15 protein-coding genes, 3 tRNA genes and 1 pseudogene are annotated in these 20,201 nt (G+C 49.7%); 9 read left to right on the forward strand and 10 right to left on the reverse strand.

Annotation, left to right across the window (positions count from 1 at the left end):
• Positions 1-237 precede the first annotated feature (237 nt).
• Entirely contained in the window at positions 238-774 is a 537-nt protein-coding gene (locus KCG55_RS01120) for an RNA pyrophosphohydrolase (protein ID WP_254323139.1), read from the forward strand.
• A 68-nt stretch (positions 775-842) separates the two neighbouring features.
• Positions 843-2,828 (forward strand): DNA topoisomerase IV subunit B, encoded by a 1,986-nt coding sequence (gene parE / locus KCG55_RS01125; RefSeq protein WP_254323140.1) that lies wholly within the window; start codon positions 843-845, stop codon positions 2,826-2,828.
• 197 nt (positions 2,829-3,025) lie between these two features.
• Here the strand turns inward: parE and KCG55_RS01130 are convergent.
• The 4 genes from KCG55_RS01130 to KCG55_RS01145 all read right to left on the reverse strand — a co-directional run bounded on the left by KCG55_RS01130 (position 3,026) and on the right by KCG55_RS01145 (position 4,587).
• Positions 3,026-3,102, reverse strand: a tRNA-Asp gene (locus tag KCG55_RS01130).
• A gap of 32 nt (positions 3,103-3,134) precedes the next feature.
• A tRNA-Val gene (locus KCG55_RS01135) sits at positions 3,135-3,210 on the reverse strand.
• Between the two features lie 125 nt (positions 3,211-3,335).
• Positions 3,336-3,929, reverse strand: coding sequence for a GTP cyclohydrolase II (gene ribA / locus KCG55_RS01140; protein WP_003685106.1), 594 nt, complete (start codon positions 3,927-3,929; stop codon positions 3,336-3,338).
• Positions 3,922-4,587 (reverse strand): hypothetical protein, encoded by a 666-nt coding sequence (locus KCG55_RS01145; protein WP_254323141.1) that lies wholly within the window; start codon positions 4,585-4,587, stop codon positions 3,922-3,924. The genes ribA and KCG55_RS01145 overlap by 8 nt, the downstream gene beginning before the upstream one ends.
• 161 nt (positions 4,588-4,748) lie before the next feature.
• Between KCG55_RS01145 and KCG55_RS01150 the strand changes: the two genes are divergently transcribed.
• Both KCG55_RS01150 and KCG55_RS01155 read left to right on the forward strand, forming a co-directional pair.
• A tRNA-Leu gene (locus KCG55_RS01150) sits at positions 4,749-4,833 on the forward strand.
• Positions 4,834-4,944: 111 nt separating this feature from the next.
• A complete protein-coding gene (locus tag KCG55_RS01155; RefSeq protein WP_254323142.1) occupies positions 4,945-6,285 on the forward strand; it encodes a DUF2868 domain-containing protein in 1,341 nt (446 codons plus the stop codon).
• A 73-nt stretch (positions 6,286-6,358) separates the two neighbouring features.
• Here the strand turns inward: KCG55_RS01155 and KCG55_RS01160 are convergent, their stop codons facing one another.
• The 3 genes from KCG55_RS01160 to grpE form a co-directional block, all read right to left on the reverse strand.
• Complete coding sequence (locus KCG55_RS01160; protein WP_254323143.1) at positions 6,359-6,577, reverse strand: hypothetical protein; 219 nt, start codon at positions 6,575-6,577, stop codon at positions 6,359-6,361.
• Between the two features lie 269 nt (positions 6,578-6,846).
• Positions 6,847-8,775 (reverse strand): molecular chaperone DnaK, encoded by a 1,929-nt coding sequence (gene dnaK, locus KCG55_RS01165; RefSeq protein ID WP_254323144.1) that lies wholly within the window; start codon positions 8,773-8,775, stop codon positions 6,847-6,849.
• 304 nt (positions 8,776-9,079) lie between these two features.
• Complete coding sequence (gene grpE, locus KCG55_RS01170; RefSeq protein WP_254323145.1) at positions 9,080-9,652, reverse strand: nucleotide exchange factor GrpE; 573 nt, start codon at positions 9,650-9,652, stop codon at positions 9,080-9,082.
• A gap of 150 nt (positions 9,653-9,802) precedes the next feature.
• Here grpE and cysE point away from each other — a divergent pair, with 150 nt between their 5' ends.
• On the forward strand, positions 9,803-10,621 hold the full coding sequence (gene cysE, locus KCG55_RS01175; RefSeq protein ID WP_254323146.1) for a serine O-acetyltransferase: 819 nt from the start codon (positions 9,803-9,805) through the stop codon (positions 10,619-10,621).
• Between the two features lie 71 nt (positions 10,622-10,692).
• Here cysE and KCG55_RS01180 read toward each other — a convergent pair whose 3' ends face one another.
• On the reverse strand, positions 10,693-11,283 hold the full coding sequence (locus tag KCG55_RS01180; protein WP_254323147.1) for a tyrosine-protein phosphatase: 591 nt from the start codon (positions 11,281-11,283) through the stop codon (positions 10,693-10,695).
• A gap of 125 nt (positions 11,284-11,408) precedes the next feature.
• On the opposite strand from KCG55_RS01180, the pseudogene mnmC reads away from it, so the two are divergent.
• Positions 11,409-13,018 (forward strand): annotated as a pseudogene (gene mnmC / locus KCG55_RS01185) (FAD-dependent 5-carboxymethylaminomethyl-2-thiouridine(34) oxidoreductase MnmC).
• A gap of 77 nt (positions 13,019-13,095) precedes the next feature.
• Here the strand turns inward: mnmC and KCG55_RS01190 are convergent.
• Positions 13,096-15,468, reverse strand: a complete 2,373-nt coding sequence (locus KCG55_RS01190) for a TonB-dependent hemoglobin/transferrin/lactoferrin family receptor (RefSeq protein ID WP_254323148.1) — start codon at positions 15,466-15,468, stop codon at positions 13,096-13,098.
• Between the two features lie 175 nt (positions 15,469-15,643).
• A complete protein-coding gene (locus tag KCG55_RS01195) occupies positions 15,644-16,267 on the reverse strand; it encodes a biliverdin-producing heme oxygenase (protein WP_254323149.1) in 624 nt (207 codons plus the stop codon).
• Positions 16,268-16,671: 404 nt separating this feature from the next.
• Here KCG55_RS01195 and KCG55_RS01200 point away from each other — a divergent pair, with 404 nt between their 5' ends.
• Genes KCG55_RS01200 through KCG55_RS01210 form a run of 3 tightly spaced genes read left to right on the forward strand, consistent with a single transcriptional unit; the run spans position 16,672 to position 20,158 of the window.
• Positions 16,672-17,982, forward strand: coding sequence for a paraquat-inducible protein A (locus KCG55_RS01200; protein ID WP_188208612.1), 1,311 nt, complete (start codon positions 16,672-16,674; stop codon positions 17,980-17,982).
• Entirely contained in the window at positions 17,979-19,640 is a 1,662-nt protein-coding gene (gene pqiB / locus KCG55_RS01205) for an intermembrane transport protein PqiB (protein ID WP_070630745.1), read from the forward strand. The genes KCG55_RS01200 and pqiB overlap by 4 nt, the downstream gene beginning before the upstream one ends.
• Positions 19,640-20,158 carry a PqiC family protein gene (locus KCG55_RS01210; RefSeq protein WP_070592120.1) on the forward strand — a complete coding sequence of 173 codons (519 nt, stop codon included), beginning with the start codon at positions 19,640-19,642 and terminating at the stop codon, positions 20,156-20,158. Before pqiB ends, KCG55_RS01210 begins: the two co-directional genes overlap by 1 nt.
• Positions 20,159-20,201: the final 43 nt, after the last annotated feature.

Raw genomic sequence — 20,201 nt, forward strand, 5'->3', positions numbered from 1 at the left:
TCCTTTGCCCTTGATTCAGCAAGGTTTGCATTAAACGGCAAAAAGCTTTTGAATGCAAGACCTTAAAGCGGAAAAAAATTTCATTTTTCAGACGGCCTGAAGCTATGGTTTTATTCATAAACAACATTTTTTCAGAAACGGTTCCATGTCGTCTGGAAAAAACTGTGGGCTTATTCAGTCGGCCTCAAGATTTGTCAAAACCGCCCAATTTGTGGGAAAATTGCACGATTGAATTTAATGAAGGGCGACACCGTGTTAGACAGAGAAGGCTATCGCCCCAATGTCGGTATTATCCTGATTAACGAACGTAACGAAGTCTTTTGGGGCAAACGCGTACGCGAACATTCATGGCAGTTTCCGCAAGGCGGCATCAAGCCGGGCGAAAGTCCTGAGACCGCTATGTACCGCGAATTGTACGAAGAAGTCGGCCTGTTGCCGCAACATGTCAAAATTATCGGCCGCACGCGCGACTGGTTGCGTTATGACGTGCCCAGCCACTGGGTGCGCCGCGAATGGCGCGGTTCGTATCGCGGACAAAAACAGATTTGGTATCTTTTGCGCTTGGTCGGCCGCGACAGCGACGTCAACCTCCGCGCCTGCCATCATCCTGAATTCGACGGCTGGCGCTGGCACCAATACTGGGCGCCGGTTGACGAAGTCATCGACTTCAAGCGCGGCGTGTATTTGGGCGCATTGACCGAACTCTCCCGTTTCCTGCGCGGCATAGAAAGCTATGAAGACTTTATCCGTCGCAATCCAATAGAAAACCTATAACCCAAACGCTTTCAGGCCGTCTGAAAGCGTTGTTTTTCATCCTTTCAGACGGCCTTTACATTATTCCTATGGCTAAAAACAATCAATACAGCGAATCCAGCATTACCGTCCTCAAAGGCTTGGAGCCGGTCAAAGAACGTCCCGGCATGTACACCCGTACCGACAGCCCAACCCATATCTGTCAAGAAGTGATTGATAACGCGGCGGACGAGGCGTTGGGTGGTTTCGCGACTGCAATCGACGTGCAAATTCATGAAGACGGTTCGCTTTCCGTCCGTGATAACGGTCGCGGTATTCCCGTCGGCCTGCACCCTGAAGAAGGCGTACCCGTAGTCGAACTCGTGTTCACCCGTCTGCACGCAGGCGGCAAGTTCAACAAAAAAGACGGCGGCAGCGCCTATGCCTTTTCAGGCGGTCTGCATGGTGTCGGCGTATCTGTTACCAACGCCCTTTCCACCCGCCTTGAAGTAACGGTCAAACGCGAAGGCAAAGTCCACCGTATCGTCTTTTCCGGTGGCGACGTCATCGAGCCTTTGACTGAAGTGGGCAAATGCGCGGTCAAAGACAGTGGTACTGAAGTGCGTGTGTGGCCGGACGGCAAATATTTTGAAAGCCCGAATTACAGCATCCCCGAACTCGAACGCCTGCTGCGCGCCAAGGCCGTGCTGCTGCCCGGCGTGCGCGTTTCCCTGACCCGTCCGGTCAAAGGCGAAAACGAAGCGCACACCCAAACCTGGCACTACCCGGACGGCCTGAAAAGCTATCTGACCGACCTCATTGCCGACGCTCAGGAAGCCGTGCCTATCTTCTCCTGTGAAAACTACATTTCAGACGGCCACAACGGCGATTTCAGCATTGGCGAAGGCGCAGCATTTGCCCTGACTTGGCTGGAAGAAGGTTCGTGCGCCAACGAAAGCTACGTCAACCTCATCCCCACCCCTTTGGGCGGCACGCACGAAGCAGGCTTGAAACAAGCTGTGTTCAATGCTGTCAACAACTTTATCAATCTGCACAATCTCTTGCCGCGAGGCGTGAAAGTGCAAAGCGACGACGTGTTCAGTAAAACCGCCTTCGTCCTCTCCGCCCGCGTCCTCGACCCGCAGTTCCAAGGTCAGACCAAAGACAAACTGACCAACCGCGACGCGTTGAAACTCGTTGCCGCCGTATCGGGCGACCCTTTGGAATTGTGGCTGAACCAAAACGTGGACTTCGGCAAAAAAATCGCCGAACTCGCCATTCGTCAGGCACAAGCGCGGATGCGTTCGGTTAAAAAGATTGAAAAGAAAAAAGGCAGCGGCGTCGCCGTCCTGCCCGGCAAACTGACCGACTGCGAAAGCGAAGACATCCGCGAAAACGAACTCTTCCTCGTTGAAGGCGATTCCGCCGGCGGCTCAGCCAAACTTGCCCGCGACAAAGCCACCCAGGCCATCCTGCCCCTGCGCGGCAAAGTGCTCAACAGCTTTGAAGTCCACCCCGACCAACTCTTCGGCAACGCCGAAATCCACGACATTTCCGTTGCCATCGGCGTTGATCCGCACGGCATCAACGACCATCCCGACTTAAGCGGCCTGCGTTACGGCAAAATCGCCATTCTGTCCGATGCCGACGTGGACGGCTCGCATATTCAAGTTTTGTTGTTGACCCTGTTCTACCGTCACTTCCCGAAACTGATTGCCGACGGACACATCTACGTCGCCCAACCGCCGCTGTTCCGCGTCGATGTCAACGCACAAGGCAAGAGCAAACCCGCCCGCAAATTCTACGCCCTCGACCAAAACGAACTCGACAGCATTTTGGAGCGACTGCAAAAAGAAGGCGTTAAAGAAACTGCTTATTCCATCAGCCGTTTCAAAGGCTTGGGCGAGATGAACCCCGACCAGCTCAAAGACACCACCATGCACCCCGACACCCGCCGCCTGTTGCAGGTACAAATCCCCGAAGGTGCGGATGACGAAACACGCGACATCTTCGTCAAACTGATGGGCAAAGGCGAAGCCGCCGCCCGCCGCGCATGGATGGAAAAAGAAGGTGATACGGCAGAATTGGATATTTAATCTATTGTTTCAATAGACTAAAGGCCGTCTGAAACTTTAAAAGTTTCAGACGGCCTTTTTTTAAAATCATCAGAAATTAAGGTTAAACAGTATTTAACTTTCAATATCCTGTTACTTACCTGTTTCTATTTTTGCCACTTAATTGTATCTTTAAGACAAATAAAAAAGCACTGATATAATCAGTGCTTTTTAAATAATGGCGCGGCGGACGGGGCTCGAACCCGCGACCCCCGGCGTGACAGGCCGGTACTCTAACCAACTGAGCTACCACCGCGCATCCACTGTCAAAGACAATGAAAGGAAACTTGGTGGGTGATGACGGAGTCGAACCGCCGACATTCTGCTTGTAAGGCAGACGCTCTACCAACTGAGCTAATCACCCGATAAGCTGACATTAAATCAAAAAATCAGACCATGCGCAAGGTTTTTATTCAAATAAAAATATATCCCATTGAAAGAATATAGAATATTTTATTTAGTCACAAAAATTACCGTTATGCCTATCTATCAATCGAAAATCAAATGTCCCAATTTATCCGCTTTAGTATGCAGATAACGTTCATTTTCCACATTTTCGCCGACATGTAATGCAATCCGTTCGACCACATTAATGCCGGAATCTTTCAACGTTTGGATTTTTTCAGGATTATTGGTCAACAATCTGACTTCACGAATATGCAGATAATCATAAATCTGCTTAGCCAAAGTGAAGTCGCGCGCATCAACAGGAAGGCCGAGTGCAACATTGGCCTCAACCGTATCCAAGCCCTGATCTTGCAAACGATAAGCACGGATTTTGTTTATCAAACCAATGCCCCTGCCTTCTTGGCGCAAATATACGATAACGCCACGCCCTTCTTTCTGAACGGCCTGCATCGCTGCTTGAAGTTGAGGGCCGCAATCACATTTCACCGAAAATAAAGCATCGCCGGTCAAACACTCTGAATGGATACGCGACAACACAGGCAGGCCGTCTGAAACATCGCCCATCGTCAATGCGACATGTTCCTGACCGCCCTCTTCTTCAAAGCCGTGCATGGTAAATTCGCCCCATTCCGTAGGCAAACGGCATGACGCAACAAACTTCAAGGCGTTACTCATTTTCCGCTTCCTCGTTTTCAGCCACGCCCAACAGATTTTTCAAAGAATCCGACAGGGCCAAGGCAAGGGCAATCCAAGCCACCAATACTTCGTCAGGCGCGCCGTCCTTGACATCAAACTCGGCATGCACCACACCTAAAACCGCACCGCTGGGCATACAGACAGGAACAGAAATCTGACTCAAGCCGGGATGATTGCGCTCGACCGACAATTCACCAATTTCCTGCCAATACGCCACATTCTGACAAACATTCATCCAACCGCTTTGCGCCGTACGCACAGCCAAAAAAGCCTGTCCGGCCTGCTCGTCGATTGGAATCACATTTTCCAACGGCACGCCCCAACGGCTCAGTCGAACCAGCGACAACGCACCATCTTTCGGAAACGCTGTATAAACCGCTGCGCTTTTCAAATGCTTGGTGCGCCCGGCAACCGAATCCAAAGCCATAAAAATCTGTTTCAGCAACAATTCATGTTCGGCATCAACATAATCCGCCAACTGCCAACCGTCTTCAGACGGCCACAAAATCGAACGCTCAACCGAAGCATTGCCCATTTTAATCACAGCCTGGGCAGTCAAATAAGCCACATGTATCTCATCCGCAGGCAACTTCAAACCTTGCGTCTGCAAAAAATCTTTAATCAATAAAGCAGGCATCTGCCCTTCCTCACCAATAGTAAAGTTGAGGCCGTCTGAAAACAAACCCTGCTTTCAGACGGCCGGAATAAACCATTATATAAGGGATAAACCGAAAAATTCAAGCAAACAAGACTTTGCGCCCCCATTAATCTTGTGTATAATCCACGGTTCAAATTAGTGCGGACGTGGCGAAATTGGTAGACGCACCAGATTTAGGTTCTGGCGCCGCGAGGTGTGAGAGTTCGAGTCTCTCCGTCCGCACCACACACCCCCTTTTAGGGGCTTTTTTTTCGTCTATTCCACTATACACCCCATTCGAAATCGAAACTGCTTTTACAGCTGTTTCCATTGTATCTTTCAGACGGCCTATCATTTATGTTGAATCCATCGCAAAAACTTGTCGAGTTGGTCCGTATCCTTGAAGAACGTGCCTATATTTTTCCGGGAGATCCTGTGCAGGCGACGGAAGCGTTGCGACATATTGATGGCGGTAACGAGGAAAAACTGATACGCCGTGCTCAAATTATTGACCGCGACCAGCATTTGAAATATGTGTTGCAACAGGTGGAGACTGGCTCGTTTTGGCTTTGGATTGTTGCGGCAACGTTGTTGTTTACGGTCGGTTTTTCCAGTACTTATCTGCTGATGGACAATCAGGGGCTGAACTTTTTTCTGGTATTGGCCGGGATTTTGGGCATGAATACGGTCATGCTGCTGGTGTGGCTGGCGACTTTATTCTTGCGTTTGAAAAATGTGCACTTTATCAGCAGTCCGACAACTTGGTTCCGAGGTAAAGACCCGGTCAATCAAGCAATTTTGCGACTTTATGTGGACGAATGGCGCAAACCGCAAACGCGTTGGTTGATTGGTGCAACTTCACACGGCCTGTGGCTATGCACGCTGTCGGGAATGTTGGTTTCTGTTTTGCTGCTGCTTTTGGTGCGTCAATATACGTTCAACTGGGAAAGTACGCTTTTAAGCAATACGGCATTGGTAAAAACGGTTGAGGCTTTGTCATGGCTGCCGGAACGTTTGGGCTTTCCTGTTCCCGACAGTCAGGCAGTAATTGCAGGCCGTCTGAACAATCATATCGAAGATGCACGCGCTTGGGCGGGCTTACTCATCGGCAGCATCATCTGCTATGGTATTCTGCCGCGCTTGATTGCCTGGCTGGCTTGCAAGATTACTTTAAAAACCCTTCGCGAACGTTTGGATTTGAATCAGCCCTACTATCAAAAAATCCTCCGCACATGGCAAACGAAGATTGTTGATGCCGATGATTTTCAGGAAAACATCGTTCCCGTTTCATCTAAAATTACGCTGAATAATGCGCCCAAATGGGCAGTTACACTGGAAACAGAATGGCCTGAGCCGCTTTGGTTTTCCGGCGTTTTGGCGCAAGAATGGATAGACAAAGGCGTGGCGGCCGGCAGAAAAGATTTGGAACAATTAGAAGCCGAATTGAAACAAACTCCGGCGCAACTTCTCATCGGCGTACGCACGCAAACTGTTCCCGACCGCGGCATTTTGCGCCAAATCAGCCGCTTGGCCGAAGCTACGGACGGCGGCGTTATCATTCAGCTTTTGAATCAAGACAGTTTCTCTGAAGATTTGGATACCAAACTGGATTATTGGCGCGATGCGCTGGCAGAAAGAAACATTGCCTGGCTGGAGCCGACCCGTTTGGCACAAGAAAAACGGCAAAGCTCTATTTGACAGATAAACCGAAGGCCGTCTGAAACCTGATGTTTGGGTTTCAGACGGCCTTATTTATTGTTGAGGATTCATCTTAATGATGTTCGTGGCTATACTCTTGATGATGTTTAGGCTTGGCTGCGTGGTGTTTGGCTTCAGGTGCAGGTTTTTTCATTTTTTGCGGTTTGGCTTTTTTGTAGATACGCTCTTGTTTCGGATGCATTTCGTGTTTGCCGTGTGCAGAAGCGACTGGAGCCAATACCAAGCCGGCAGCCGCAACCATCAAAGAGGTCATTTGAATCAGTTTTTTCATATTTATCTTCTTTCAAGAGGTTGATTTGAGGTAAAAATAAGAATTTATTCGCACTCAAGCGATGGACAAAATATTAATGGCTATGACTGTCAGCTGCTGTCAGCATTCGGCGAAATCTGTTCAAAATTCGGCAATAGAAGTATGGCAACACGATAATGTAGCAAGGTTTTGAAAGTTTCCCGTCAATTTTGACAAAGCGTCTTTACACATTTCCCAAACGACAAAAAGCGCGAACCTTTCGATTCGCGCTTTTTTTCAGACGGCATCAATTATTTTTTGTCGTCTTTTACTTCTTCAAAGTCGGCATCTACGATGTCGTCGTCTTTCTTAGCAGAAGACTCGGTTTGTGCGCTCTCGCCTGCTTGTGCTTCGGCTTGCGCTTGAGCGTAAACCATTTCGCCCAATTTTTGGCTGGCTGCACCCAAAGCTTCGGCTTTGGCATCGATAGCGGCTTTGTCGTCGCCTTTAACTGCTTCTTCAGCTTCTTTCAACGCAGCTTCGATTTTTTCTTTCTCGGCAGCGTCGAGTTTGTCGCCGTAATCAGCCAGAGATTTTTTCACAGAGTGAATCAGGGCTTCAGCTTGGTTGCGGGAAGCGACCAATTCAGTCAGTTTTTTATCTTCTTCAGCGTTGGCTTCGGCATCTTTCACCATGCGTTCGATTTCTTCTTCGCTCAAACCTGAAGAACCTTGGATGGTGATGTTGGCCGCTTTGCCTGTACCTTTGTCTTTAGCAGAAACGTGCAAGATACCGTTGGCGTCAATGTCGAAAGTAACTTCAATTTGTGGCATACCGCGTGGTGCAGGTGCGATGTCGGTCAAGTTGAACTGACCCAAAGATTTGTTGGCAGAAGCGCGTTCGCGTTCACCTTGCAGTACATGGATGGTTACTGCGCTTTGGTTGTCTTCGGCTGTAGAGAACACTTGAGACGCTTTAGTCGGAATAGTAGTGTTCTTTTGAATCAGCTTGGTCATCACGCCGCCCATGGTTTCGATACCCAAAGACAGAGGAGTTACGTCCAGCAGCAATACGTCGCTACGGCCGCCGCTCAATACTTCGCCTTGAATCGCTGCACCTACTGCAACAGCTTCGTCAGGGTTCACATCTTTACGAGGCTCTTTACCGAAGAAGGCTTTAACGGCTTCTTGTACTTTCGGCATACGGCTTTGACCACCGACCAAAATTACGTCGTCGATGTCGCTGGTGCTCAAGCCGGCATCTTTCAATGCGACTTTACAAGGCTCGATAGAACGTTGGATCAAATCTTCAACCAGGCTTTCAAATTTGGCACGGGTAATTTTCATGGCCAAGTGTTTAGGACCGGTTGCATCCATAGTGATGTATGGCAGGTTGATTTCAGTTTGCTGACCGCTGGACAATTCGATTTTGGCTTTCTCAGCAGCTTCTTTCAGACGTTGCAGAGCCATTACGTCTTTTTTCAAATCAATGCCTTGTTCTTTTTTGAACTCATCAATGATGTAGTCGATCAAGCGTTGGTCGAAGTCTTCACCGCCCAAGAAAGTATCGCCGTTGGTAGCCAATACTTCGAATTGTTTGTCGCCGTCGAGGTTGGCGATTTCGATGATGGAAATATCGAAGGTACCGCCGCCCAAGTCATATACGGCTACTTTGCGGTCTTTGTTGTCGCCTTTGTCCATACCGAATGCCAAAGCGGCTGCGGTCGGCTCGTTGATGATGCGTTTTACGTCCAAACCGGCGATGCGGCCTGCGTCTTTAGTGGCTTGACGTTGGCTGTCGTTGAAGTAGGCCGGAACGGTAATCACGGCTTCGGTTACTTTTTCGCCCAAGTAAGATTCGGCGGCTTCTTTCATTTTACGCAGGACTTCTGCGGAAACTTGCGGCGGGGACAGCTCTTTGCCTTGCGCTTTCACCCATGCGTCGCCGTTGTTGGCTTTGATGATTTCGAAAGGCATTGATTCGATGTCGCGTTGAACTTCTTTGTCTTCAAATTTATGACCGATCAAACGTTTTACAGCGTAGATGGTGTTTTTAGCGTTGGTTACCGCTTGGCGTTTTGCAGGCGCACCGACGAGGACTTCGCCGCCGTCCAGATAAGCGATAACGGAAGGAGTGGTGCGTGCACCTTCTGCATTTTCGATCACTTTGGTTTGACCGTTTTCAGAAATGGCCAAACAAGAGTTGGTTGTACCTAAGTCAATACCGATTACTTTTGCCATATTATGTTGCTCCTAAATAAATAAACTTTTCTAAATTAATAATCCTGTGGAACATTTCGTTCCGATGGCTTATAAATAAGGTTGCTTCATTTTTTTTCAAGGCTTAATTTAAATTTTTTTTAAATTAAATTCAAGTACTTGATTTATTTATCCACAAGCCGTTTATTCTTTTTTCAGACGGTCGGTTTTAATTTTCCGATTCCGGTTTATCGGAATGATTTTCCAATAGCAGAACATCGGACTTTGAAACCGGATAAGGCCGTCTGAAGATTTTATGCTTGATAAACTTTATCAAGCGGTGCCTTCAATCTTCTTTTTTCGCCACGACAACCATCGCAGGACGCAATACGCGGTCGGATAATGTGTAGCCTTTTTTCATCACGCTGACGATGGTGTTCGGCTCTTGCTCGCTGACCACTGCCTGCATGGCTTGGTGGTAATGCGGGTCAAGTTTCTCGCCTGCCTGAGGATTGATTTCTTTAATATGGGTGACATCAAACGCTTTTTGCAATTCGTTCAAAGTCATTTGCACACCCATTTTCAAGGCATCGAAATTACCGCTTTGGTCGAGCAGCGCCATTTCAAGATAGTCTTTGACAGGCAGCATTTCTGCCGCAAATTTTTGTCCGGCGAATTTATGGGTATCGGCAATTTCTTGCTGATGGCGGCGGCGCAGGTTTTGCTCGTTTGCCAAACCGCGCAGCTCGCTGTCTTTGAGCTGGCCTTCCAACTCGGCAATACGCGCCTGCAGATCTTCGTAAGTCGGCTCGGCTTGTACTTCGGCTTGTTCGGTTTCAACTGCTTCAGCAGTTTCTACGGCTGCCGCTTCTTCGGCTTCGTTTTGGTGTTGTTCGTTACGATCCGTCATTTCTGACATCCTTTTAGAGTGTTAGCATTCAATAACCCATATATAAGGCCGTCTGAAAAAACTTCAAGCATTTGAACGTCGATTATCAAATGCCTTGTTAAAAGACGTTGGAAAACGGTAAGATAGCCATCTGATTTTATTCTTCAGACGGCCTCGAATATGAAAAAAGACCATTTGAATTCAACCGATTTTAATCTGTGGCACACCATCCGTGAAGAAACCGAAGCGGCCGCCGCGACCGAACCGATGCTGGCGAGCTTCCTGCATCAAACCGTGTTGCGCCACGATTCGCTCGATTCGGTACTTGCCTACCATCTTTCCAGCAAGCTCGGCAGCCCGATTATGGATGTGCGCGCGCTGTTTGAAATCTATCAGCAGGCTTTGAGCGTGGACACCCGTATCAGCAAATGTGTCGAGGCCGACTTGAAAGCCATTTACGAGCGCGACCCGGCTTGTGATGAATATTCGCTGCCGCTATTGTATTTCAAAGGTTTCCACGCCGTACAGGCACACCGTATCAACCACTGGCTCTATCAAAACGGCCGTAAAACGCTGGCGTATTTCCTGCAAAACCGCATGTCGGAAGTCTTCGGTGTCGATATCCACCCGGCCGCCCGTTTCGGTCACGGCCTGATGCTCGACCATGCCACCGGTTTTGTAGCCGGCGAAACCGCCGTCTTGGGCAACAATATTTCTATCCTCCACGGCGTAACGCTGGGTGGTTCGGGCAAAGAAAGCGGCGACCGCCACCCGAAAATCGGCGACGGCGTGATGATTGGTGCGAACGCTTCGATTTTGGGCAACATCCGCATCGGCGTAAATGCCAAAATCGGCGCAGGCAGCGTGGTGGTTGCCGATGTACCGTCTTCGATTACCGTTGTCGGCGTACCGGCCAAACCGGTTGGCCGATCATCCAAAACCCCGTCTGCCGATATGGATCAAAGCATTCAATTATCGACTACGGATTTTGTGATTTAAGCAATCTGCCATTTAAAAGGCCGTCTGAAAACAAATCTTTCAGACGGCCTTTTATGATTTAAATCTTGGTGTTAACCGCGTTTGCGCAAGGCTTCCAAATGCATTTTAACCTGCTTGACTTTCTCTTCGGTAAACAGGTTGGCAATGTTTTTCCAAATGCTGTGATAACCGTAAGGCCCGTGCTGCATTTCGGCTTTCGCCTCTGCCACCGACCAGCCTTGATAAATGATGCGGTACATTCCGGCAATCAAACCGGTACGGTCTGCGCCGTGATAGCAATGGATAAGCACTGCGCCGTTTTGCTGTTGTTTTTCAATTAAATATAGGATTTCTGCAATCTCTTTCGGCTTAATGCTCCATGACAGCAACGGTCGGTTTAGCAAGGTCAAACCATACGCTTTCAAATGGTCGTCATCATTGCGGTCGAAAAAGCGCAGGTTGATCACGCTTTGAATGCCCAGTTTGACGATGGCTTCGCCATCTTCGGCAACAGGCTGCTCGCTGCGGTAAAGCTTGTCGTCAATGCGATAAAGGTTTGCATCGTGTTTGACGGGCGTTGCCCAACGCTCGGACTGAACGGCTTTGCTGCCGCTATCCGGCGGAGCGGCCGAACAAGCAATGGGCAAGCCGGAAGCGAGAAGGCACAATAAAAGACGACGCATAAAATTCCTGTATGAAAATCAATTGGAAATCAAAATATCATGCAATTCTATCAAAACCCGTTCGGATATTCTATCCGCGCAAACCGCGTTACAATAAAGCCTCTTTTTTCAGACGGCCTTTCATCATGACCTGCCTTGCTTGGAACACCACGCCTTCCCTTGCTACCCTTTGCCGCGCAATCGAACAACATACCGCGCCGCTTTATTTGATTGTCTGCCTGCCTGAAAACCGTATTCCCGATTTTCCACTGTCGAATCATCCCTCCGAGCTTGAAGGCCGTCTGAACAACCGTCTCGCTCAAGCCATGAAATGTCTTCAGTTCAACAGCGTCAATATTTTGGAAAACCTATTGCCTGATGTGCATCTCTGGCTGGTGCCGCCACACCGCGCCGACCGCTTACACGAACATTTCCATCATATCGAATGGCAAACCGAAGCCATACCCCAATCCGCCCTATTCCTCTAAAACCTTGGTTCAGACGGCCTGAACATCAAGCCGCGCCCGAACACGTCCTGATTATCGGCGCAGGCATTGCCGGCGCAGCGACTGCGCGCAAACTGGCTGAACACGGCGTACGCGTTACGGTTTTGGAGGCAGGCAAAGCGGCGCAGGCAGGCAGCGGCAACCGCCAAGGCTTGCTCTACGCCAAAATCTCGCCACACAATACCGAACAAACCGAACTACTGCTGACAGGCTACGGCTACACGCGCCGATTGTTGGAAGACTTGCTGCCTGATTCCGACGTATGGGGCGGCGACGGCGTATTGCATTTGAATTTTGACGACGGCGAACGAAAACGCAATCAAGCCTTGGGTTTGCAACACCAGCATAAGCACCTCTACCGCAGCGTATCTGCCGAAGAGGCTGTACACATCGCAGGCATAGACGTATTTTCAGACGGCCTTTACTGGCCGCAAGGCGTATGGCTGAATCCGCCCGCCGTCGTGCATACCTTATTGAATCATCCGCTGATTGAGTTGCACGAACACTCGCCGCTGACCGCCGTATCGCATGACGGTACACAATGGACGGCACACACGCCGGACGCGCATTTCAACGCCAGCCATATTGTTTACTGTATGGGCGCACACAGCCCAACCGCCGCCGACATCAACGTCTCCGCCCTGCCTTTCCGCCAAATCCGCGGACAAACCGGCGTTGTGTCCGCCAGCTCGTTTTCACAAAAACTGCGTTGCGCCATTTCCGGCGAAAGCTACATCAGTCCGAGCTGGCAAGGCCGCCACTGCTATGGCGCGACATTTATCCTCAACAGCAACGATGAAACTTGGTATCCAAACGAAGAAGCCGAAAACCGAGCCTCCCTGCAACAGCTCAATCCGCCATTGGCACAATCCTTGTTTGAGCAAGATTCGTTTTCAGACGGCCTTCAAGACACACAAGGCCATGCCGCCCTGCGTTGCGACAGCCTCGACCACTTGCCCGTTGTCGGCGCACTCGGCGACATCGCCACCATGCAGTCCGCCTACGCCAAGCTGGCATTGGACAAAAACTACCGCCTCGACGAAATCCCCTGCCCTTACCTGCCCAATGCCTACATCAATACGGCACATGGCACGCGCGGCCTGGCGACAGCCCCCATCTGCGCAGCCGCCATTGTGGCCGAAATACTCGGCTTGCCCCATCCGCTATCGCAAAGGCTGAGAACCGCACTACACCCCAACCGCGCCATCATCCGCGCGATTGTTCGGCAGCAGCCGTTGTTATCCGTTTAAAGATTTCGTTTTAAATAAAAAAGGCCGTCTGAAAGTCATCAAAACTTTCAGACGGCCTTTAGCTATCCGTTAACTGCTTAGAATTTCCATTCCAGCGATACAGCGTAATTGCGGCCTGGGGCGCGGTAGCGGTCTAAGCCTTTGCCATCGCGGTCAACGCCGTTGGTAGTGCTGTAACTATACAGGCCGCGCAGGGAATCCCAAGTGGTGTATTTGCGGTTGAACACATTATACACGCCTGCACGCAGGGTCAGGTTTTTCACCGGTTTGTAGAAACCGTACATATCGAACACGTAAGCCGATTTGTTCAGCCATGGATAATCCACTACTTTTTCTTGCAAAGGCGTACCCCAACCAGTGTTTTCAAACACGGTATATTGAGCTTCTTTGGCTTTTTTCGCACCCAAATAAGTCAGGCGGGAGAACACACCCCATTTTTCGCTCGGGCTTTCGTAATCGACACCGGCAATCACTTTCAGAGGCTGAGTGGACAGCAGGCTGTTGTTGCCTGACAGTTTGCTCTTCGCGTAACCGACAGAACCAAACAATTTCCAGCCTTCAGGTACAAAAGAAACCACTTGACCTAAATTCAGACGGCCTGTCAGCTCAAGACCACGGATTCGGGCCTTGTCGATGTTTTGCATCTGCCATTCCAGTTTTTCGGAATAAGGATTGCTACAAATACCATAATAGTAATTCATCTGAGTACAGCCGACATCGCCACTGGTGGTCAGCTTCTGCTCTTCAGACAAGAAGTTGCGGTAATTGCTTTGATACAGGTTGGCATCCAAAGTACCTTTTTCGCTGCGGCCTTGCAGAGAAAGGGTATGGGTAGTGCTGCGCTCGGCTTTCAGGTTCGGATTAGGCAACCAGGTACCTGAGCCGTGGTTGTAAGTGAAATACACTTCAGACGCATTCGGCACGCGGAAACCGGAAGTTACATCGTAACCCAAACGCCATGTCTGACTCAGCTGTGCAGCCAAGCCGACAAAACCGCTCCAGCCTTTATAAGTGTTGGCTGCAGGTGGTGTTTTGTCACAAGCATGACACTCGGCATTCAGTTGCTGCGGCGTCATTTTGGTGTAGTCGTAACGGATGCCCGCACGGCTTGAAAACACATTGTTCCATTGGATTTGGTCGGACAGCGAGAAACCGTAGTTGGTGGTTTTCACCGGATGCTGGATGGTGCTGGCTGTTCGGACGATGCGGCCGCTGAAGTAGTAATCGTCGCGGTTTAAGTTTTCAAACTCACGCTGGCTGGCAAACGTTTTGAAGGACAAACGATGTTGGCCGCCGAATTGGAACGGCTGGCTGTCCATACGCAGGGTAATGCGTTTGAAGGTTGTATCCATGCTGCGGTTATAGATTTCGTCCAAGTCCTTCTGATTGTAGTTGCGCGTCCAGGTGGAATAATCCATCGGGAACGAGCCTTTGTTGTTAACCGCCGCTACTTTAGTTTTCTGATAATCGAAGTCCGCTTTCAACAACGACAACCAATTCGAATCGGGCGTCCACTCGTAAAACAGGTTGGCATTGCGCCGTCTGTTTACGTCATCGGCTTCGCGCCAAGAAGAAGCGGTCAAGTTATAAGACTCTTCGATCGTGTAATTGTGGCCCTGCTGACCGTTGAGCGACGCGCCGATACGGTGGTTATCGTTGATTTGATAAGCAACCTTACCCAAGAAGCTGTGGTATTTGTGTTGGGACGGATCAGGAATACCGCGAGCAGAACCACGGATATTCGCTCCGCTGCCGGCACCCTCTACCGGATAACCACGCTCGCCCGCGCTTTCAGTCTCATGACCGCGACGTTGTGAATACAGCAAAGCGGCATCCACGCGATCGTTGCTCAAGCCGAAGCCGAGTGTATTTGTCCACTCGCGGTTGCGGCTGCTGTAACCGTTTTTCATCATCACGCCGAACTGACGCTCAGGCAACAGCAAATCATGACCTTGCAATGTTTGGTAATTCACGCCGCCACCCAATGCACCGCTGCCGGTATTGAAAGAGTCTGCGCCCTTCACGATTTCGATGTTGCGCACGAGTTCGGGGTCAATGGACAGGCGCGAGCTGTTGAAGTTGCCATAACGGGCGTACAGCGAGTTTTCTTCAGAATCAGGCAGGTTTACGCCGTCAATGCTGACGCCGACACGGTTGCCTTCCACGCCTCGCACGGCAAAGCCTTTCTGATGGCGGCCGCTGTCGCTCAAGCCGACGTCGGTGGAATAACGTACCAAGTCTTTGTTGTCGCGCACCATTTCTTGTTGGATACGGCCGAGGTTGACACGTTCCACGGTTGCAGGCGCATTGCGCTGGCCTTTAACGCGGACTTCTTTTATCTCTGCTTTAACGGGTGTGGTTTCAGTCGCAGCTTCATCTGCTGCCAAGACTGGAGTGCCGAAAATACTGCCGACCAGCGCGGCAATAGGGAGCATTTGTAATGGTTTCATATTATCAACTCAAGATGTAATGGATTGTTCATCCATCAGTTAATACATAATAAATTTTCTGATAATCATTAATGATTAATAAGACAGCAACCCGTTCAAACAAAACTTTGTAGTGTAATTAAAGGCCCCTGCAAACATCTACGCCGAGACCTTGTCTGTTTGATTGAATTATTTTTTAGAGTCTGTGCGGCTTCATACCTTCAGGCGCTTCCGCACCTTCCGGCAAACCGAAGGTTTCACGCAAGACAACTTTATAGAATTCAAAAGCTTCTTGTGCGCCTTGAATGGCTTCCGCTTCAGCTTCCGGAGTCAAGTTCAAAGCGTTCAGATGCTCGACAAAAGCGCGCCAGTGTTTGCCGCGGCCGTTTGGATGCGGAGCTAGGTGGCGTGCGCCGAATTCGCCGTTGTATTCAAGTTTTTGAGCGTGTTTGAACAAGAATGCCGCGCCCAAATTAGAACCTTCGGCGCAATACAGCCAGCCGATGGCTTTATTGCCGGTTTCGTGTGGCAATTCTTTGTCAAATTTGTAAGGCTCTTCACCCAAGTCTTTCAAGTCTTGAGTCACGGCATCGTAACGCGCCATGTATTCAAGCTCTGGAATGGCTTTGTTCAATTCGGCATCTTTATAGATATGGTCAACAGCCTTGTGGAAAACAGATTGAAGTTTCAAGAATTTGATGTAGTTTTCTTTGCTGGAAAAAGGTTGAACGGACATAACCAAGTTATCAACGCTGTCGTGCGTTGTCGTGGTTTGCTCTTTCAAGCGTTTGGCGAAAGTAAGCTCTTGGGTTTCACTCATGATGTTTCCTTTGAATTAAGAGACTAATAGTTTCAGACGGCCTTTATGGTTAAAAATACCGTCCGATTTGAAAAGAATCGTTTTAAAAACAAAGAAGATAACTTTTAATTTGCTTCAGGTTCATTGATCGCACACCTTCCACAAATCTACAAGTCTCATCGTGTTTTTCAGGAATAAGAATATATATTATTTTCATAATAATGACAATAAACAAAACCAAGACCTATTAATAAAATTTAACAGCCCATAGCAATAATCTTTTGAAGTCTTTTCAAACTTTTCAGACGGCCCAAACCTTATTAAACAGCCGCCATTCAATCAAATATCAACCTAAATTTGGGCTATCCTGCTGTTTTCCTTTATAATGCGATACTCTTTGCACCTTCTTTATCCCCTGCCGAACCATGAAACGGATTCCTGCCTACCATCGCTGGTGGCGCTACAAGTCTTATCTTCCTGATGCGACGCTGCCTGCACATACGGTGGAATGCCCGGATTGCGGCTGCCGTATGGATATTCCGCGCCTGCGTCAGGGGCAGGAAGCGCATTGTCCGGTGTGCAACCATGAAATTGTGGAGGTGGAAAACAATCCGTATATCGCGCCGATTGCCTATGCACTGACAACCTTGATTCTGATGGCGTTCGCGTACAATATGGTGTATATCCGCGTCGATTTGTTCGGCGTGACATCGATTTTGTCGTTGCCGCAAATGATGCGGCTTTTGATTTCGCTGGATTATGGTTTTCTGGCGGAAGTGATGTTTATCCTTACCTTCGGCGCGCCTTTACTGTTTTTGCTGCTCTGCCTTTATGTTTATACGGCTTTGATACGTGAAAAAGCCTACCCTGCGCTGCGCTTTGCAACGCGTGTATTGGTGCGGCTGCGTCATTGGATTATGGTGGATGTGTTTTTTATTTCCACTTTGGTGGCGTATATTAAGCTCTCGTCCGTTGCCACAGTAGAGTTCGGTTCGGCGTTTTATCTGATGTTTCCGTTGTCGGTCATGCTGATTCGGACTTCGGTATCAATTCCGCAGCATTGGGTTTATTATAAGATTCACCGTTTAACCGGCGGCCATGCGGTTCAGGCGGCCACTGAAGACAAAATCTGTTGCAGCCGTTGCCTGTATTTCCGCGATAAAGACGAGCAACCTTGCGGCGTATGCGGTGCGGACTTATACCGTCGCCGCCCGAAAAGCCTGAGCATTTCGCTGGCGTTTTTAGTCGCGGCGTTTATCCTGTATTTCCCTGCCAACATCCTGCCGATCATGATTTCGTCCAACCCGACGGCTTTGGAGATCAACACAATTTTCAACGGCATTGTTTATATGTGGGACGACGGCGACCGATTGATTGCCGTGATTATCTTTAGTGCCAGTATTATGCTGCCGGTTTTGAAGATTATTGCGATGGCGGTTTTGATTTATTCCGCATACTTCAAACCCGTAATGAGCGCGGACAAGATGTCGGTTTTGTATCGGATTACCGAATCCATCGGCCGCTGGTCGATGATTGATATTTTTGTGATTATTATTTTGATGAGTTCGTTCCACACCAATATGGCGCGCGTCGTGCCGGGTGGTGCGGCGATTTACTTCTGCCTGGTCGTTATTTTGACCATGCTTTCGGCCTATTACTTCGATCCCCGTCTGATTTGGGACAAGCAACAGCAGCTTTCAGACGGCCTTGATTCTGACCAGACCTTAACACAATGAAAAAACACGATTCTTCACCCAATTATCACGCCCCGGCGCGTGTCAAGAAAACCAATGTCTTCACGTCCATCGTGTGGCTGATTCCGCTGATTGCGCTGATTGCCGGCGGCTGGCTTTTGGTTAAAGACATCCGCAACCGCGGCCCTGTCGTTACACTGTTGATGGACAGCGCCGAAGGCATCGAGGTCAACAACACCGTTATTAAAGTGTTGAACGTCGATGTTGGACACGTTACCCGTATCAAATTGCGCGACGACCAAAAAGGCGTGGAAGTCACTGCGCAGCTCAGCGCGGATGCCAAAGACCTTATCCGCAGCGATACCCAATTTTGGGTGGTCAAACCGCGTATCGACCAAAGCGGCGTTACCGGCTTGGGGACCTTGCTTTCCGGCTCATATATTGCATTTACACCGGGTAAAAGCCAAGAAACCAAAGATGTATTTGTCGTCCAAGACATTCCGCCGATTGCCGCCATCGGTCAAAGCGGCCTGCGCCTGAATTTGATCGGCAAAAACGACCGCATCCTCAACGTCAGCAGCCCGGTTTTATATGAAAACTTTATGGTCGGCCAAGTAGAAAGCGCGCATTTTGACCCGTCCGACCAAAGCGTGCATTACACTATCTTCATCCAAAGCCCTAACGACAAACTGATTAATTCCGCCAGCCGTTTCTGGCTGGAGAGTGGCATCAATATCGAAACCACAGGCAGCGGTGTCAAACTCAACTCCGCCCCTCTGCCTGCCCTGCTGTCCGGCGCGATTTCCTTTGACTCGCCTAAAACAAGCGACAGCAAAAACGTTAAAAGCGAGGATAGCTTCACGCTTTACGACAGCCGCAGCGAAGTTGCCAACCTGCCTGACGACCGCTCGCTGTACTACACCGCGTTTTTCAAACAATCCGTACGCGGCCTGTCTGCCGGTTCGCCTGTCGAATACAAAGGCCTGAATGTCGGCGTGGTTTCCGATGTCCCCTATTTCGACCGCAACGACAGCCTGCACTTGTTTGAAAACGGTTGGATTCCCGTACGCATCCGCATCGAGCCTTCTCGTTTGGAAATCAATGCCGACGAGCAAAGCAAAGAGCATTGGAAACAACAATTTCAGACGGCCTTAAACAAAGGCCTGACCGCCACCATCTCCAGCAACAACCTGCTGACCGGCAGCAAAATGATTGAGTTGAACGATCAGCCTTCTGCCTCGCCTAAGCTGCGACCGCATACCGTTTATGCAGGCGATACCGTTATCGCGACCCAAGGCGGCGGTTTGGACGATTTGCAGGCAAAAGTAGCCGATTTGTTAGACAAGTTCAACAACCTGCCATTGGATAAAACCGTTGCCGGCTTGAACGGCTCGCTTGCCGAACTCAAGTCCACACTCAAATCTGCCAATGCCGCCCTAAGCTCCATCGATAAACTGGTTGGCAAACCGCAGACACAAAACATTCCGAACGAGTTGAACCAAACCCTGAAAGAATTGCGTCAAACCCTGCAAGGCGTATCGCCTCAATCGCCTATCTACGGCGACGTACAAAATACGCTGCAAAGTTTGGACAAAACCTTAAAAGATGTTCAACCCGTGATTAATACTTTGAAAGAAAAACCCAACGCGCTGATTTTTAACAGCAGCAGCAAAGACCCTATCCCGAAAGGAAGCCGATAATGCGCCTCTTCCCGATTGCCGCCGCCCTGACGCTTGCCGCCTGCGGTACTGCACAAAGCACACAATATTTCGTTCTACCCGACAGCCAGTACATCCGACCTGCTGCACAAGGCAACGAAATCGCGGTCAAAGTCAACCTTGCCGAACCGCTTGCCAACGGCGGCCTCGTTTACCAAACCGATGCCTATCATGTGAATCTGGCGAAAAACCACCTTTGGGCGGCACCGCTCGATGGCGCGTTGGCAGCCAACCTCAGCAACAAGCTCAACCGCCTCAATCCGCATCGCACCTTCGTGCCTGCTTCACGCAGCCAAAGCAGCCAAACCCTGAAAGTCTATATCGAAGCCTTCCAAGGCAGCTATCAAGGGCAGACTACCATCAGTGGTTATGCACAATGGCCGGACGGACGCAGTAAACCGTTTAACGCCGTCACGCCCCAACAAGGCGACGGCTATACCGCCATGCTTGAATCGTTGGAAAACGGTTTGTCACAGGTTGCCGATACGATTGCCTATTAAACCCAAAGGCCGTCTGAAAGATGTTCAGACGGCCTTTTTCATG

It is taken from the genome of Neisseria subflava, assembly GCF_024205745.1.
Classification (GTDB): Bacteria; Pseudomonadota; Gammaproteobacteria; order Burkholderiales; family Neisseriaceae; genus Neisseria; species Neisseria flavescens_B.